The organism is Sphingopyxis witflariensis (genome assembly GCF_002205635.1).
Lineage (GTDB): Bacteria > Pseudomonadota > Alphaproteobacteria > Sphingomonadales > Sphingomonadaceae > Sphingopyxis > Sphingopyxis witflariensis.
In genome coordinates, this window is sequence record NZ_NISJ01000001.1 from 350,328 (window position 1) to 367,348 (window position 17,021).

Annotated in this window: 9 protein-coding genes; 4 read left to right on the forward strand and 5 right to left on the reverse strand. The window is 62.7% G+C overall.

Going from position 1 to position 17,021, the window contains the following annotated elements:
• Positions 1-19 precede the first annotated feature (19 nt).
• Entirely contained in the window at positions 20-2,401 is a 2,382-nt protein-coding gene (locus CDQ91_RS01760; protein WP_088470978.1) for a TonB-dependent receptor, read from the reverse strand.
• Positions 2,402-2,750: 349 nt separating this feature from the next.
• Here CDQ91_RS01760 and CDQ91_RS01765 point away from each other — a divergent pair, with 349 nt between their 5' ends.
• Complete coding sequence (locus CDQ91_RS01765) at positions 2,751-4,526, forward strand: LVIVD repeat-containing protein (protein ID WP_088470979.1); 1,776 nt, start codon at positions 2,751-2,753, stop codon at positions 4,524-4,526.
• A 13-nt stretch (positions 4,527-4,539) separates the two neighbouring features.
• Here the strand turns inward: CDQ91_RS01765 and CDQ91_RS01770 are convergent, their stop codons facing one another.
• The 4 genes from CDQ91_RS01770 to CDQ91_RS01785 all read right to left on the reverse strand — a co-directional run bounded on the left by CDQ91_RS01770 (position 4,540) and on the right by CDQ91_RS01785 (position 10,511).
• Positions 4,540-5,877 carry an MFS transporter gene (locus CDQ91_RS01770; protein WP_158213590.1) on the reverse strand — a complete coding sequence of 446 codons (1,338 nt, stop codon included), beginning with the start codon at positions 5,875-5,877 and terminating at the stop codon, positions 4,540-4,542.
• On the reverse strand, positions 5,874-6,641 hold the full coding sequence (locus CDQ91_RS01775) for an aspartate dehydrogenase domain-containing protein (RefSeq protein ID WP_088470981.1): 768 nt from the start codon (positions 6,639-6,641) through the stop codon (positions 5,874-5,876). The genes CDQ91_RS01770 and CDQ91_RS01775 overlap by 4 nt, the downstream gene beginning before the upstream one ends.
• 22 nt (positions 6,642-6,663) lie before the next feature.
• Positions 6,664-8,964 carry a TonB-dependent receptor gene (locus tag CDQ91_RS01780; protein WP_158213591.1) on the reverse strand — a complete coding sequence of 767 codons (2,301 nt, stop codon included), beginning with the start codon at positions 8,962-8,964 and terminating at the stop codon, positions 6,664-6,666.
• Between the two features lie 392 nt (positions 8,965-9,356).
• Positions 9,357-10,511, reverse strand: a complete 1,155-nt coding sequence (locus CDQ91_RS01785; protein ID WP_158213592.1) for a CapA family protein — start codon at positions 10,509-10,511, stop codon at positions 9,357-9,359.
• Positions 10,512-10,669: 158 nt separating this feature from the next.
• Between CDQ91_RS01785 and CDQ91_RS01790 the strand changes: the two genes are divergently transcribed.
• From CDQ91_RS01790 to CDQ91_RS01800, 3 genes are all read left to right on the forward strand, one after another.
• Positions 10,670-13,564, forward strand: coding sequence for a TonB-dependent receptor (locus tag CDQ91_RS01790; protein WP_088470984.1), 2,895 nt, complete (start codon positions 10,670-10,672; stop codon positions 13,562-13,564).
• Between the two features lie 77 nt (positions 13,565-13,641).
• Positions 13,642-15,180: an AbgT family transporter gene (locus CDQ91_RS01795; protein ID WP_088470985.1), complete on the forward strand. Its 1,539-nt coding sequence runs from the start codon at positions 13,642-13,644 to the stop codon at positions 15,178-15,180.
• Between the two features lie 5 nt (positions 15,181-15,185).
• Positions 15,186-17,021, forward strand: coding sequence for a CocE/NonD family hydrolase (locus CDQ91_RS01800; RefSeq protein WP_088470986.1), 1,836 nt, complete (start codon positions 15,186-15,188; stop codon positions 17,019-17,021).

The following is a 17,021-nucleotide window of genomic DNA, read 5'->3' on the forward strand; positions in this document are numbered from 1 at the left end:
TCACAGCAGGCCGCGGCCCTTAAAAGCGAAACCGCGCCGTCACGCCATAGGTTCGCGGCGGAATATATGTGCCATAAATGGTCCCGAACAGGTCGAGCTTGCTGGTGTAGTTCAGCTCGTTGGTCAGGTTTTTCGCCCAGGCCGTCAGTTCCCATTTGCTGTCGGTATCGCGCACGCCAATCCGCGCATTGAGCAAAATCTCGGAATCGAATTTCAGGATCGGCGTGTTCGGATTGTCGTAGAAATTGGCGCCGGTGTACTGGAAATCGCTGCCGGCCGTCAGGACGATGCTGTCGCTGATCGGCTGGTCGAGATTGGCGGAAACCCCGAACGCATGCTTGGGGGTCCGGCGGCAGGTGTTGCCGTCGAGGTCGGTCCCGTCATCATCGATGATCAGTTCGCCCGTGAAGTTGCAGCGCGAATAGGCATAGTTGCCCGAAACGCTGAACGTGTCGGTGATGCGCGCCTGGATATCGAGCTCGAGGCCGTAGGCGCGGGTGCCATTTTCGGCATTGAACACGAAATTGTCGGGCGGCATCCCCGGTCCGGGCGACAGGAACTGGTTGGTCTGGAGATTGTCGTAAAGCGTGTAATAGCCCGCCGCGTTGATGAAGATGCGCCGGTTGGCGAGCGCCACCTTGGCACCCAGTTCGAAACTGTCGGCGGTCTCGGGCTCGAACGACACCAGCGCCTCTGCGGGGGTGTTCGCATCTTCGCCGGTCCACCCGCCGGGCTTGTAGCCTTTTGCGTAGCGCGCATAGAGCGTCACATCGTCATTGGGTTCGAACCGCAGCGTCGCGCTGGGCAGCCAGGCATCCCAGCTCCGCTTGTCCGACACGGTGAAGTTGACCGGCGCGCCTTCGAAAGATTCGCCCGAGCGGTTGTTCGAGTAATTTTTGCGGTCATAGGCATAGCGCAGCCCCGCATCGAAGGTGAGTTGATCGGACAGGTCATAGCTGACCTCGCCAAAGATGCCGATATTGTCGTTGTTCGACGTGGTGACCGTATGGTTGGAACCCGGGAAAGGCGACGCGGGCGTCCCGCCATATTCCATGGCAAATGCGAATTCGGTGATCGCCTGGAAATCGGCGAACAGGAAGTTCACATCCTCGGCGCGGCGGATTTTCTCGCGCAGATAATAGACGCCGCCTTCGAGCCGGAGCGCGCCGCCATTGTCCCAGCGCAGGCGCAATTCCTGCGAAAATTGCTTCACATCCTCCGCCTTGCCGCTGTCGAAATAGCTGTCGGGAACGGTGGCGAGATAGGTACCCAGCCCCGCGAGCATCGCCGGGGTGATATCGGGCGCATTGGTTGCCGGATCGATCGCGAAATCGAAGAACATTCCCCCGCCATCCTCGCGCGCCGCCAGCGAGGAATCGCGCCAGGCGGTCTGCAGCGCGACGCTGAAACTGTCGCTCACCTCCCAATCGACCGAACCGGTGACGCCATACATGTCCGAATTCTGATAGCCGGTGAAATTATGCGCGCCCTCGCGGCGCTTCGCGCTTTGGAACGGCGCGTTGCGGTTCGGCAGGACAAAACCTGGCAGGCTCGCGATCGGCGGTGCGAAAAAGCTGTTGTACGTCACTTCATGGCTGTCACCGGGCACGATGACGTCGACCCAGCGCGCACCGTCGCGATGCCGCGTATAATCAGCCGACAGGTTGATATCGAGCGTCGCGCTCGGCTGCCAGCGAAGCTGCCCGCGAACCGATTGCGTATTCTGATCCTCTTCATCGCCGCCACGGGTGTTTTTCGCATAGCCGTCGTGCATCCGCGAGCTGACGATCAGGCCGAGACCCAGCGTGTCCGACACCGGCCCGCGAACCGAAGCGGCGACGTCGAGCTTGTCATAATTGCCATAGGTTGCCTCGAAACGCCCTTCAAATTCATCGCCCGGCTTTTTGGTCACATAGTTGATGAGGCCGCCAACAACGCTTTTCCCAAAGCGCAGCGCCTGTGGCCCCTTGAGTACCTCGACGCGCTCGAGATCATAAAGATCGAGCAGCGACCCGGTTCCGCGCGACATATAGGCGCCGTCGACGAAAATGCCGACCGCGCCGTCGGCGCCCGCGCCCTGAATGTCCGATCCGATGCCGCGAATGAAAAGCTCGGTATCGACCGCACGCTCGGCGCTCAGCTTGAGACCCGGAACGCGATAGGCGATTTCCGAAAAATCCTTGATTCCCGCCTGTTCGAGAGCGGCGCTACTGAAGGCCTGAACCGAAATCGGCACGTCCTGCAGGCTTTCTTCGCGCTTGCGCGCGGTCACCACAATCTCGTCGCTCGACGAGGCTCCGGCAGCATCGGCCGGTGCCGATTGCGCCAATGCCGCCCCCGGCATGGCATAGAGCGCCACGGTTGCCAGTAGCGCCCGGCGAAAATTCCTGCTTGATCCCATTGTCCCACTCCCCAGCGGCCAGGCGGGCCTTATCCTCGTAAGGGAAAACGGTCGCGCCGGCCTGATTGATTTGCCGTCTGGACATTACCGGCGTTTATATATCGATATAATAGATTCTGGATTATCAGATATTCATATTTGGTTATATCTGACATCGCGAGCATCCCCGTTAAGAGTGAGGCCCCTATTCGAATAGGAAGCCCACGTCGCGCGCGCGATGCGCATTTATGAGCCATTCCATCACCGACGATATTTCCAACCCATTATAACGGCCCGGTCATCCGCTATTGGATCAATCGCTCATCACCGCCGACAAGCCTTGCCAAGATTGTAATTCGGGGAGGCTGGCATGCGGCATATCGAGCGTAAATATTCAGGTCTTGGCTGCGTCCTTGCCCTCGTCATGGCGGCCTCACCCGTCTTCGCCAGCGATCCACCCGAGGGCAACACACTCCCCCAACCTTCGCTGACCGCATCCGAACAGGAGATTCCCGACCCGGACATCCGCGCCTGGTGGAACCTCACTTACGATCGCAAGCCCCCTGCCCCCGTTCCGGGCAAGGATTATGGCATGGACCCGGCAAGCGGGAAGTTCGTTCACCCCAAATCCACCCCGCTGGTCCGAAAGGCGCCCGGCTTCCCTGGGCAACTCAGCTATTGGGACCAGAAAAGCTATAAGAAGAATGTCGATGTGCTGGCCTTTTACGACTTCATCCCGTCGACCGGACACACATGGCAGTCGATCGCTGACTTCGGCAACAAGCGCTATATGTATGTCTACTACCGGTCGGGTCTGGGTATTTTCGATATCACCGACCCGCGAAAGGCAAGGCTCGTCTATCGCCGCGGGCACCGCGTCGTCGCGCATGGCAAGCGCGACACCGTCAATCCCTATCCCAAGGGCGACGGTTTTGGCGCCGCCAATATCCAGTGGCACAAGGGTCTCGGCAAATATGTGATGGTGCAGGCGTTCGAGGTGCCGCGCTACGGCGTGATGGACGCAAAATATCGCGAGCCCGACGGGGTAAAGACGCTCAAGAAGTGGAACGGGCTCAAGGGGTTTCGCGTCTATGCGATGGACGGCCCGACCCCCGACCAGTGGAAATTGATCGCCGAACGGACCACCGATTATCGCCATCCCGATGCGCCCTATGGTCAGCAGCAGGGATCGGGGGCGCTCGACATTCCGGCGTGGAGCGGCGGGAAATATATGTTCCTGTCGACCGCGCCCGACGACCGTTTCATGCTGACCGAGTTCGAAGATTATATCTACACGCCGGGATATCAGGTGTGGGACATGAGCGATCCCGCCAACCCCGCCTTTGTCAGCCAGTTCGCGGCCCCCGGCCAGATCCTCGGCGACCCCGATCATGACGCGGCCTATCTGCAGAATCCGCGCGCAGGCAATCGCACCTCATGGTTCGGATCGCGCATGCCGCCATTCATGACCAAAGCCCCCGATGAAGGCGGCAAAATCGCCTTCGGCGCGATGGCCGGGCTCGGGCTCTATTCGCTCGATGTCAGCAACCCCGCCGACATCAAAATCGTCGGCCATGTGAACCAGGTGCCCAAATTTGCCGGGACCGAGTTCGATAATGTCGACCTCAGCCAATATGAGCGAACCGGCTATATCTTCAGCAACGGCTATCCGATGAATGACGAATGCTATGAACCCTATAAGGATATTCTCGTCATCGACGCGCGCGATCCCGCCAAGCTGGCGATCGCGGCAAAGTTCCCGCGGCCGACGCCGCCTGCCGATGCCGCCTTCACCGATTTCTGCCAGCGCCGCGGCAGCTTCGGGCCCAAGCGATCGGGCTATCTCACGCAGCCGGGGCACTTCCGCAACGGCATCGTCTCCTATGCTTTCTACAATGCCGGGGTGCAGATTTTCGACGTAAAGGATCCGACCAAGCCCGAGATTTCCGGCTATTTCATCCCGCGCTTTCCGACCGATGCCGAAACCGGCGGGGAATCGCAGGGCAATCTGACCTATGGCGTCTTTGCCGAATATGACCGGAACATCCTGTGGGCGTTCACCAACCACGGCTTCTATGCGCTGACCTCGCCGCTGCTCGGCAGGCCGTCGTTCAAGGCGCCCGAAAAGCCGTGGCCGCCGCGATGAGCGCGGCTTCGGTCTAGCGCGGCCGCGCGGGCAGATGCCGGTCGATCAGCATAGCCCCCATCGCCAATATGACCAGCGCGGCCGCCACCATCGCGAAGAATAGCAGCCTGCCGTGCGGCTGCGCCAGCAACACCCCCGCGCCGAACGCGCTCAATATCGCGCCCAACCGGCCGAAGGTGATCGAATAGCCGATCCCGGCAGCGCGACATTCGACCGGAAAGACATGCGCCGAGAGGGTGAGCAGCAACACCTGCAACGACAGGATCGTCGCGCCGGTCAATGCCAGGCCCAGCAGGATGACGGCGGGTGAGGCCCCGGGCATGTGCAAAAGCGTCGCCCACAGCGCGAGCGCGGCGGCCCCGGCACAGACGGTGCCGATGAGCGTCTTCCGCGAACCGATGCGCAGCATCAGCCAGGTCAGCGCGAACGAGGCGGTGACGCCGGAAAGATTGAGGATCATCGCGCCGCGGATCGCGCGGTCCATCGGAAAGCCGGCGCCCGAGAGCAAAACGGGCACCCAGCTCAACAGTGCATAGACCCCCATCAAGGCCGCGAAAAAGGCGATACCCATTCCGATCGTCGACCGCCGCAAGGCCGGGCCGAACACATGCTCGCCATCCGCAATGGAAGGCGGTGGGGCGAACGGCCCCGGAGCCGATCCACCGGCGTCGGCGATCATCGCCGCGATCCGGTCGTCGCTGCCGCCGCGCCGCGCCAGCAGGATCGGCGATTCAGGCAAGCCCCACAGCATCACGATGCTCAGCAGCAGCGGGAGCGCGCCGCCGAGCAGGAACGCCGCGGGCCAGCCATAGGCCGGGATCAGCCACGACGCGATCGCGGCGCCGATTATCCCGCCGCACGGCACGCCGACCGAGATGACGGTGACGGCATAGTTGCGCGCCCGGACCGGCATCCATTCGGCGATCAGCGCGGTCGCATTGGGCACCGCTGCGCCCAGCCCCAGCCCCGTGACAAAGCGCAGGATCGAAAAGCTCGTCACATCGGTGCAGAGCGCGGTGAGGATCGCCGCAGCGCCGAACCACAGCACCGCGCCGATAAGCGCAGGCCGACGCCCGAAACGGTCGCCGATCCGCCCGCCGATGCTGGTCCCGAACGCCATGCCGACAAGCGACGCCGCCATCACCGGCGCCAGCGCCGCAGAACCGATGCCCCAGTCGGCGAGGATCGCGGGGGCGGCGAAGGCAGCCAGCTGGATGTCGAAACCGTCGAGCAGAATGACCGCTGCGACGAGTGCCAGCACGCGCGCGTGAAACCTCCCGAACGCCAGCCCGTCGACAGTCTGCTGTATGGGGGTTGCCGCCGCTGGTGCGGTGCCGGGGTCGCTCGTCACACGAAGGCCATCGGTTCGGATATGCCGCCGGCGCGCATCACCGATCGATAGGCGGCGGCCGCCATTTCGCTGCCCGACACGCCCATCGCGGGCTGGCAGCGGCGTATCGAAAGCCGCGAGCCGTCGCGCCCGCTCGCCTCGACGGCGAGTTCGAGATGATCGATCGCCGGGTCGGCGATCAGCCGCGCGCGGCAGCGATCGAGCCCGGTCGTCGCGAGCGCACAGGCGACCATCGCGTTAACATTGTGGGGGTAGCGCCGCGCCGCATCGCGGACGCTGCCGTCGAACAACAGTTCCTCCCCCACGCCCTGCCCTGCACCGAGACCAAGGCTCGCGGGCGGCTTGCGGAAGGTGATTGTCACTTCGTCCCACATGCCCTGCCATTCGATCAGGCTATCCATGCCGACGAGCGCGCCATGCGCGATCAGCAGCGACCGCTCCGACCGCGCCGCGGCGCCTTCCAACCGGTCGCGCAGCACATCATCGGCCAGCGCGGTGAGCGACAGTGGCATATAGTCGGCAAAGGCGAGGAACGCCTCGCCATGGCGGCGCGTCACATCGGGGGCCGCCGCTTCGACGATCAGTTCCGGGGCGCAGCGCGCCGCATCGGCCAGATCGTCCAGAACCATATCGGGCGGGATCGCGGCGAGCCGGTCGGGGGTCCGATTGTGGACGAAAACGACCTCCGCCGACGCCGAATCCGCGGCGAAGCGCCGGTACAGTTCGGCCCCGATGAAGCCGAAGCCGATCAACCCGATACGCATCGCCGCGCCCCCAACTATCCGATCAATATTTCCACCGGATCGTCGCCCCGTAAGTACGCGGCGGGTTGTAGGAGACGAGGACCGAACCAATCACATCGGACTTGCCCGATTCATAAAGCTCGTTGGTCAGGTTCTTGGCCCAGACCCGGAACTCCCATTTGTCGTCGTCGGTCGCGATACCGATCGAACCGTTGAGAACCCCCACCGACTCCTGCGCGGTGCGCAGGCTGTTTTCATTGTCGAAGAAGAAATCGTCGGTCCAATTATAGTCGGCGCGCACGAAACCGTTGAAGCGGCTGCTGAGCGGCACGGTCAGGTCACCGCCGATACTGAACGAATTTTCGGGCGAACGGCGCAGGACATTGCCCTTGAGATTGGTCGGCACCGGTACCGAGCAGAAGCAGTCGGGATCATATTGCAGCTCAGTGCTGATCAGGTCGCCGGTGATCTTCGCATCCATATAGGTGTAGTTGGCGAACAGGGTCAGCCCGTCAAAGGGCACGACCATGCTCTCGATCTCAATGCCCTTGACCCGCGCCTTCCCGGCGTTGGAGATGACATTGTCGGCGGGCAGATTGGGGTCGAAGATCACGAATTGCTGGGTCTGGAGATCCTTATATTCGGTCCAGAAACCGGTGATGTTGAAGCGCAGCCGGTTGTCGAGCCAGGTCGTCTTGGCCCCGACCTCATAATTCAGCGCAAATTCGGGGTCATAAGCGACGCGCGCCTCGCCCGGATTGGTCGCATTCTCGCCGTTCCAGCCGCCCGACTTATAGCCCTTGGAGACGAGCGCGTAGAGATAGACGTCCTTCGCCGGCTGCCAATGCAGGTTGATGCTCGGCGTCCAGGCATCCCAGCTCTTCTTGCTGGTCGCAGAGAAAGCGCGGGTAAAATTGCCGTCCTCATCCTCGAATTCGGCACCGAGGAAGTCGCCAATCGTCTCGCGATAGACCGAGAAGCGCTTGCGGTCCTTGGTATAGCGGATGCCTGCGGTGACGCCCAGCGTATCGGTGATGTCGAAACTGCCCTCAACGAACGCCGCCCAAGTGTCGCTCTTCAGCTTCGTCTCGGCGATTTCCTTGCCCTGCGCGAAGAAGTCGACAAAAATATAGTCGGCGATCTCACTGCGCTCGACCTTCTCATGCTGGTAATAGAGGCCCGCGAGCAGGTTGAATGGGCCGGAAAAATCCGAACGGAAACGCAGCTCCTGCGAAAAGCTGTTCGACGTCTCATCCTTGTCGTTGACATAATAGTCATCGTTGAACGCGTCGCGATCGATCGCGCCGAAATCGATCCGGCCGCCGGGACCATAGATCATCTGGGTGAAGTCGATGAAGCTGCCCGCATCGTTGTTGACCGCCTTGAAACTGCCTTCGCGATAGGCGGTGATCGAAGTGATCGTGCCGACGCCGACATCCAGATTGGCGGTCAGGTGGACGCCGCCCAGATCGGCGTCCTGCTTGCCGTCGATATTGTTCGGGCCGCGGCGGCGATCGGGGTTCACGAACGGGATATTATGATCCGACGGAATCTGGATATCGACCCATTTGCCGCGCGCGCGGCGGCGCGTCAGATCGCCGGTCAGCAAGATGTCGAGCTTGTCATTCGGCTGATAGCGCAGCTGCGCGAGTATGCCAAAGGCGGTCAGATCCTCGACGTCATTGCCGGTAAAGCTGTTGAAGGCATAGCCGTCGTGGCGGCGCGCGGTCGCTGCGATGCTCCCCGACAGTCCTTCGCCGATGCCGCCAGCGACATTGGCCTTGATATCGAAGCTGCCGTAATTGCCGATCCCCGCCTCGACGCCCGCACGAAATTCGTCGGTCGGTTTGCGCGTGATGAAGTTGATCGCACCGCCGACGACATTCTTGCCATAGAGCGTGCCCTGCGGCCCGCGGACGATTTCCACGCGCTCGAGATCGAATAATTCGATCGCAGTGCCCTGCGCACGCGGCAGATAGACGTCGTTCAGGAAGAAACCGATTGCCGCGTTCGATGCGGCGCTTTCGATATCGGTTCCGATGCCGCGCAGGAAGATATTGGGCTCGGAGACATTGTCGGGATTGAGCGTGAAGCCGGGAATCCGGCCCGCGATCTCGGAAAACTCGTCGATCCCTGCCTTTTCCAGCGTGTCGCCGCTCAGCGCAGCTACGGACAGCGGCGCCGCTTGCAGATTCTCCGAGCGCTTGCGCGCCGTCACGACAATTTCTTCGAGCCCGCCCGTCGCAGCCGCCCCCTGCTGCGCCAGCGCCAGTTCCGGCACCGTCAGCGCCGACATCGCCCCCAGCAACAGCAACGTCCGATTCCCGCCACAAATTTTTCTCATCTCGTCGCCCCCTTCGCGAATGAAATATCGGGTCGCTACCTGGCTCGCATGCGCGGTCGCAACCTGATCCAGACTGAAAATGAGGGGTCGAAGCCTATGTGAAAAATAATATTGCTGCGGCTTTCTATAGCAATTCAGCATATCGGATTCTCAAGGGAATCCGACTGACGGCCAAGCCTTTGGGCGGCTTGGACTTTACCGGGCATCGACACCAAATCATGTCGCATCCCCAATTATTGGCGGAGGCACAGACGATCCTCTTCAGGCCCGGCCTGACCTGATCGCATCCTGTAAAGCCGGATCGATGCCCGCATCGCCACGGCAGAAGGGTCCGTACCACCGCAGAGGCTGATGAAGCCGCTTGCCGTCTTCGCGATCGAACGCCGCAAAATCTAGTCCGCCGATATCATCGCCGAAACAGGACCGGTATCGCGGCCCGATACGGTTGCCTTCCCAAAAGCGATGCCATCGCCCAAAGCGGCGCTCAGGACCGCGACGCGATCGAGGATCAGTTGTGCTCCGGCGCCGGTCGCTAGGCTGGGACTACCCCTGACCAGCGATCCGTCATGCACGACGCCGCGTGCATCGAGTTGCACGGGAATGATCCGCGCGCGCTCGACCTTGCCCTTGCCGACTTCCAGTTCGGCGATGATCGACTGCCAGGCCTCGGGACCATAAGCGCCGGGCGCCTTTTCCGACTGGAAGACGAAAGATCCCAGCCCGTGGAAAAGCGGAAAGCCGCGGTAATATTCGACGCCTTGCATTTCGGGGACGCCATGCGCCGCAAAGGCAACGGCCCCCGCATCGACCGCGCGCCGGGCAAGCTCGCGTTGCCAGGCGGGGGTGTCCGACTTGCGCGGCTCCCAATAATGATTGTGCAGATAGGCAATGACAGTCGCGCCGCTCTTCGCTGCCAGCCAGATCGCGGCGAGATAGCGTTCGACATCGGCCGGCTGCAACGCACCATCAGCCCCGCGCCTTAGTTCGTTGACGCCGGCCCGACTGTCGGTCGCGGCAGCTCCCTCGCGGATCGCGCCCGCGGCGGCAGCGACCAGTGCGACGCTTGCCCTCCCCTTCAGGAATCCGGGCGCACTCGCCCCGGCAAGATCGCGCCCGGTGCCCGCAAAGGCAAGCTTGCGCTGATCGAGCGCATCGATGGTCGACAGGATTCCGCCGCTATCGAGATCCCAGGCATGATTGTTCGAGGTTGCGACGATATTGACGCCGATCGCCTGCAGACAGTCGATCACGGCGGGGTCGCCGACATGGAGCACTTCGCTGTCCGCCGGGCGCGTCGACTGCCCGGCCAGCGGCCCCGCGATAACCGTTTCGAGGTCGGTAAAAATAACGTCGCTAGATTTGAGCAGGCTGCGGAACGCGTCCAATTCTCGCCAGCCGATCGTCCGCAGATCTTTCTTGATCAGCGACTGCCCCAAAAGACTGATGCGGAGCGGGCGGCCTCGCGCCATCACCGGAACCGGCAGAAAGGCGATCGAGATCCCGGCGGCAAGCAGATGTCGGCGCGTCGGCGCGAGCGGATAAACCATGCTTCTCCCCCTTTTTCTGAACCATCCCATACTCAGACTGCTTTCAACACGGCAAGCTTATGCGAATTTGTTATGGGCCCATATGCAGCCGTCATAATATTTTCCTGTCCTCGCCTTCGCACTAGGTCAAAAGCCGAATCGTAAATGGGGAAGAAAATATGACCGCTGTATCCGCTCGCTTCGCACGGCAGTGCCATCTCGCCCGACTGGCCGCTGCGGCCGGGATCAGCCTGAGCGCCCTCGCCTGGCCTGCTCTCGCCCATGCACAGGTCGCCGAAGAAGAGACCGCTTCGGATGCCGACACCGGCGGCGACATCATCGTCACCGGTTCGCGCATCGGCCGTAAGGATGCGGACTCGGTTGGCCCCATCCTGACGCTGACCTCCGAAGACATCAGCCGGTCGGGCTCCTCGTCCATCGGCGACCTGCTCCAGAAACTGCCGTCGGCGGGCGTCAGCCTCAACTCGAACGGCACGCAGGGCACCTCCTATGGCGCCAGTTCGATCAACCTGCGCTATCTCGGCGGCGCCGAGGGCAGCGGTAACCGCGTCCTTGTGCTGGTCGACGGACATCGCTGGGTCGACGGCGTCGGCCAGCGCGGCTTCCGCGATTTTGTCGACCTGAACACCATGCCCCAGGGCATGATCGACGGCATCGAAGTGCTGAAGGACGGCGCGTCGGCCATTTATGGCGCCGATGCGATCGCGGGCGTGGTCAACATCAAGACGGTGCAGCCGTTCGATGGCCTGCGCGGTTCGGTCCGCGCCGGCATCACCAGCTATGGCGACGGCGCCGAAACGTCGGCGATGCTGACCGGCGGCAAGACTTGGGACCGCGCGTCGCTCATCCTGTCGGCGAGCTACGCCAAATCCAACGCGATCCGCACCGACGCGCGCGATCTGACGCGGCTGACGCTGGTACCGCAAACGAGTGTGGGCACCAATCCCAACGGCCTGTTCATTCTGCCCGGCCTCGCCGGCAACGGCTATTTCGGCACCGCCGCCGGCTTTGGCAATTCGTCCAATCCGATCATCCTCAACAATGGGGCCAGCATTGGCGCAGGCAATCTGGCCGACAACGCCTTCCATGTCGGCGCCCTGCCGGGCGATTTCTACAACACGCAGGCGCAGGGCATTTACTCGGCAGGTCCGTCGGAACGCTACGGCTTCTATGGCCGTTTCGACTATGAACTGACTGACGACGTCACGATCAAGCTCGAAGGCGTGTACAACCGCCGCAAGTCGAGCCAGCTCTTCTCGCCCGTCCTGCTCGACATCGGCGGCACCGCCGGCACGGTGCGCGGCTTCTCCATTCCAAACAGTCATGCCTTCAACCCGTTCGGCACCGCCAATGGCGTGCCCGGGGCCAACGCCCTCGGCTTTGGCGCGAACAGCGCCTGGCGCATCCGCAAGGTGATGGGCGACGTCGGCAACCGCAACAATTCGCAGGATGTCGAAACGATCCGCTTCTCGGTCGGCGTCGATGGCACCTTCCAGATCGGCGGCGGCGAATGGCGCTGGGATGTCTTTGGATCCTATTCGAAGAACAGCATCCACACCATGGCCGAAAACGGCATCAACTATGACAATCTGTTCCTCGGCTTGGGATCTCCGGCGATCTGCGCCGCTACCGCAGGCTGCGTGCCGATCAACCTGTTTGGCCCGATGACCGAACAGCAGGCGGCCTATATCCGCTATACGACGCGCGAATATAACCGCACCGAACTCTACAATGCCGCGTTCAACGTGACGGGCAATTTGTTCGAGCTGCCCGCCGGGCCGGTCGCACTCGCGGTCGGTTACGAATATCGCCAGAACCGCGGCTTCGATGCCCCCGATGCCTTCGTGAATTCGGCATCGCAGTTCCTGGCCGCGCAATATACGACGACCACGTCGCAGACGCGCACTGCAACGGTCGGCAGCTATGACCTTCACGAAGCCTATGCCGAACTCAACGTTCCGCTTCTTCGCGACCAGCCCTTCGCTGAAAGCCTCGAACTCAGCCTCGCCGGCCGTTATTCGGACTATTCGACCGTCGGTAACAAGGCGACGCTGAAGGCTGGCCTCGGCTACCGCCCGATCAACGACATCCTGATCCGCGGTACCTATTCGCAGGGTTTCCGCGCTCCGTCGATCCTCGAGCTGTATCAGGGCGCGCGCCAGACGAGCTTCCAGGGCAATGATCCGTGCAACGGCGGCGCTTCGGCAAACCCGAACCTGCCCGGCTGCGCGGGCGTTCCGACCGGTTATAATCAGGCCAATTACAACCTCAACGGCCTGATCCCCGGCGTCATCAGCGGCAACAATAATCTGAAGCCCGAAACCGCCGACACGTTCAGCGCCGGTGTCTCAATCACCCCCAGCGCGGTGCGCGGCCTGTCGCTGACGGTCGATTATTACAAGATCAAGATCAAGGACGCGATCGCATCGCAGACCCCGACCCAGATCATGCAGCTTTGCGCGGTCCGCGGCGGCATCTTCTGCGACCTCGTCAGCCGCGACAGCGGGACCGGCGAGATCCTCGAACTGCTACAGGGCGCGCAGAATTTGAACTCGATCGAGACTGACGGCGTCGATGCGACGCTGCGCTATGAATTTGGCACCGGCATCGGTCGCTTCGCAGCGGTCGTCGATGCGTCCTATCTGAATTCGTTCAAGACGACAGCGCCGAACCCCGCCGGCGGCGACCCGATCGTCGACGAACGGGCGGGACGCGGTGACACCCCGCGCGCCACTTATCCGCGCTGGAAGGGCCAGGCATCGCTGCGCTGGACCGGCGAGACGGCCGACGCGACGCTACGCGGCCGCTATATCGGCCCGACGACCGATGCCGTGAATGCGGTCAAGGACGCCCGGACCGATTCCATCATCTACACCGACGTCGAAATCGGCTTCAACATCAACGATGGCGCGGCGCGCTTCAGCATCGGCGTCAACAACCTGTTCGACAAGGCGCCGCCAGCTTCCTACGCCAACGCGCCGATCAACTATGACATCTACACCTATGATGCGCGTGGCCGCTTCCTCTACGCCAGCTTCTCGGTGAAGATGTAACCGGATCGCCGTGCCGGTTGCCCACGGGCGACCGGCACGGCATCCTCTCTGGATCAGGATAGCGGGGCGGCTCGACGATGCCAGCGGACAGCAAAACACGTAAATGGCTCGACCGGGTGGAGCGCTTGGGCAATGCCCTTCCCGACCCGGTTTTCATTTTCCTCGGCCTGATCGCGCTGCTCGTCGCGGTGTCGGTTGCCGCCGCGCTTTTCGGATGGAGCGCCGTCAATCCGATGACGGGCGAGACGCTGGTCGCCAAAAGCCTGCTGTCTGAGGATAATGTCGGCAAGCTGCTGACCGCCATGCCCGACACCATGGCGCATTTCCCGCCGCTCGGGCTGATCCTTGTGGTCATGCTGGGCGCGGCGGTTGCCGAACGCTCCGGGCTGTTTTCGGCGCTGATGACGCGCGCGATGCGCAATGTGCCGAACCGCCTGCTCAGCCCCGCAATCTTCCTGATCGGCCTCCTGTCGCATCAGGCCGCCGACGCCGCCTATGTCGTGCTGATTCCGCTTGCGGCGATCGTCTTTGCCGCCGCCGGGCGCCATCCGCTCGCCGGCATCGCCATCGCCTATGCCGGGATTTCGGGCGCCTTTGCCGCCAATCTCCTTCCCGGCCAGTTCGACGTGCTGATGCTGGGTATCACCAAATCGGCGACCCAGCTGCTCGTCCCCGACCATATGCTCAACCCGCTCGGCAACTGGTGGTTCACCGCGACGCTGGGCATCCTGCTGATCCCCATCACCTGGTATGTGAACGACCGCATCGTCGAACCGCGCCTCGGCGCGTGGACCAGCCCGCAGTTCGATGCCGATCGCACCGAAACAACCGACGCGCATGGAGAAGCCAAGGGCTTGCGGCGCGCGGGCGTTGCGGCGCTCGTGATCGTCCTGCTCTTCGCCGCCCTCACTTTGTGGCCCGGCTATACGCCGCTCATCAACTCGGATGCCGCGGGGCCCGCGCGGCTCGAACCCTTTTACGCCTCGCTCGTCGCGGGCTTCATGTTGCTCTTCCTCGTCTGCAGCTGGGCCTATGGCGCCGCAGTCGGTTCGGTCCGCTCGCACCGCGACGTCGTCAAGATGATGACCGAGGGGCTGGCGACGATGACGCCTTTCCTCGTCATTTCCTTTTTCGCCGCGCATTTCATCGCGATGTTCGCCTGGTCGAACCTCGGCCCGGTGATGGCGATCAACGGCGCCGACTGGCTCCGCGCGCAGCAGCTCGCGACCCCGGTGATGCTGATCCTGCTGCTGATGATGTCCTCGGTCTTCGATCTTGTCATCGGGTCGGCGTCGGCGAAATGGAGCGCGATGGCGCCCATCGTCGTGCCGATGCTGATGCTGCTCGGCGTGTCGCCCGAAATGACGACCGCCGCCTATCGCATGGGGGATTCCATCTTCAACATCGTAACCCCCGTCGCATCGAACTTCGTCCTCGTCCTCGTGCTCGCCCAGCGCTGGCGTCAGGATTTCGGGGTCGGATCACTGATCGCGATGATGCTGCCCTTCTCGATCGCGATCGGACTGACCGGGCTTTGCCTCATCGGCCTGTGGACCAGCTTCGACATTCCTGTCGGACCGGGCGCGCCCGCGACCTATGCCGTGACGACGCGGTGACACAGATGATGCCGATCCGGCTGCTCGCCAATGTCATGGTTCCGATGCGCGACGGCGTGCATCTCGCCACCGATATCTATCTTCCCGAAGGCGCGGCCACCCTGCCCGTGCTGCTCGAGCGCACCCCCTATGACAAGCAGGGCACCAACCACGCCGATTTTTCGATCGCGAACGACAAGCCGCTGTCAAAGCCCGAGATCGCACGCATCTTTGCTGCCGACGGCTATGCCTTCGTCCTGCAGGATTGCCGCGGCCGCTATGGATCGGAAGGCGTTTTCCGCAAATATATGTCGGAGGCCGAGGATGGCGCCGACACACTCGCGTGGATCCGCGCGCAAGACTGGTGCAACGGCCGGATCGGGACGCTGGGCCTGTCCTATGGCGCGCATGTTCAGGCGGCGCTCGCCAGCCTCGCCCCGCCGGGGCTCGCCGCAATGTTCCTCGATTCCGGCGGCTTTTCCAGCGCCTATCATAGCGGCATCCGGCAGGGCGGCGCCTATGAGCTGAAACAGCTGACCTGGGCGCTGAAACATGCCCGGCTCGCGCGCGCAACGATGGAAGATCCGGCGCGACGCGAAGCCCTCGCGGCGGTTGATATCCGCGACTGGATCGGCGTCGAGCGGTGGACACCCGGCCATTCGCCGGTCGCCGCCGCTCCCGAATATGAAAGCTTCGTCCTAGAACAATGGAATGAGGAGAATTTCTCCGATTTCTGGAAGCAGCGCGGCCTCTATGCGCGCGGCTGGTACGACGAATTCGCCGACGTGCCGATGGTCCATATGTCGAGCTGGTACGACCCCTATGCGCTGACCGCTATCGAGAATTTCACCGGCCTCGCGGCGCGCAAACGCGGCCCGGTCAAGCTGATCATGGGCCCTTGGACACATGGCAAGCGCTCGCTGACCTTCTCAGGCGACGCCGATTTCGGCGCGGCCGCGACACTCGATCATCTGTTTGGCGACTATATCGGGCTGCGCCGCCGCTGGTTCGACCATCATTTGAAGCGCGACGCCACCCCCGACCCGCTGCCCGAACCCGTCTATATCTTCACCATGGGCGGCGGCTCGGGCCGAAAGCTGCCAAGCGGCCGCCTCGATCATGGCGGGCGCTGGCGCACGGCGACCGCCTGGCCGCTTCCCGAAACGCAGGAAACTCCCTTCTATCTGGACGCCGACGGCGGACTGACCGACAGCGCGCCGGCGACAGCGGGGCACCGCAGCTTCATCCACGATCCGTACAATCCCGTCCCGACGATCGGCGGCCCGATCGCATCGGGCGCTCCGGTGATGGATGCCGGCGGGTTCGACCAGCGCGAGGGCCCCGATTTCTTCGGCTCGAAGCCGCCCTTTCGCGCGCTCGCTGATCGCCCCGACGTGCTGGTCTTCGAAACCGCACCGCTGGTGGACACTATCGAGCTAACCGGACAAGTCCTCGCCGACCTCTTCGTCAGCTCCAGCGCGATCGATACCGATTTCACGATCAAAGTCGTTGATGTTTATCCGCCAAGCGCGGATTATCCCGATGGCTATGCGCTCAACATCGCGCACGGCATTTTGCGGATGCGGTTCCGAAATTCGTTCGAGACCCCCGAGGCGATGGAAGCCGGAAAGGTCTATCAGGTGCAAATCGCGTCCTTCCCGATGAGCAACCGCTTCGCAACGGGGCATCGGATTCGGGTCGAAATCGCCGGCAGCAACTTCCCGCATTTCGACATTAATCCCAACAGCGACTGGCGCTTGCCCGATGCAACGCCACAGCGCGCCGAAAATCGGGTCCATTTCGGGCCGGGCCAAAGCTCGCGCCTCCTCCTGCCCATCATCGCTATGGCGGAGACGGTCTGA

Excerpts from the sequence above, each read along its gene's own strand:
- CDQ91_RS01800 (WP_088470986.1), top strand. The coding sequence starts at position 15,186 with ATGATGCCGATCCGGCTGCTCGCCAATGTCATGGTTCCGATGCGCGAC.
- CDQ91_RS01785 (WP_158213592.1), bottom strand. The coding sequence starts at position 10,511 with ATGGTTTATCCGCTCGCGCCGACGCGCCGACATCTGCTTGCCGCCGGG.
- CDQ91_RS01760 (WP_088470978.1), bottom strand. The coding sequence starts at position 2,401 with ATGGGATCAAGCAGGAATTTTCGCCGGGCGCTACTGGCAACCGTGGCG.
- CDQ91_RS01790 (WP_088470984.1), top strand. The coding sequence starts at position 10,670 with ATGACCGCTGTATCCGCTCGCTTCGCACGGCAGTGCCATCTCGCCCGA.
- CDQ91_RS01795 (WP_088470985.1), top strand. The coding sequence starts at position 13,642 with ATGCCAGCGGACAGCAAAACACGTAAATGGCTCGACCGGGTGGAGCGC.
- CDQ91_RS01765 (WP_088470979.1), top strand. The coding sequence starts at position 2,751 with ATGCGGCATATCGAGCGTAAATATTCAGGTCTTGGCTGCGTCCTTGCC.
- CDQ91_RS01775 (WP_088470981.1), bottom strand. The coding sequence starts at position 6,641 with ATGCGTATCGGGTTGATCGGCTTCGGCTTCATCGGGGCCGAACTGTAC.
- CDQ91_RS01780 (WP_158213591.1), bottom strand. The coding sequence starts at position 8,964 with ATGAGAAAAATTTGTGGCGGGAATCGGACGTTGCTGTTGCTGGGGGCG.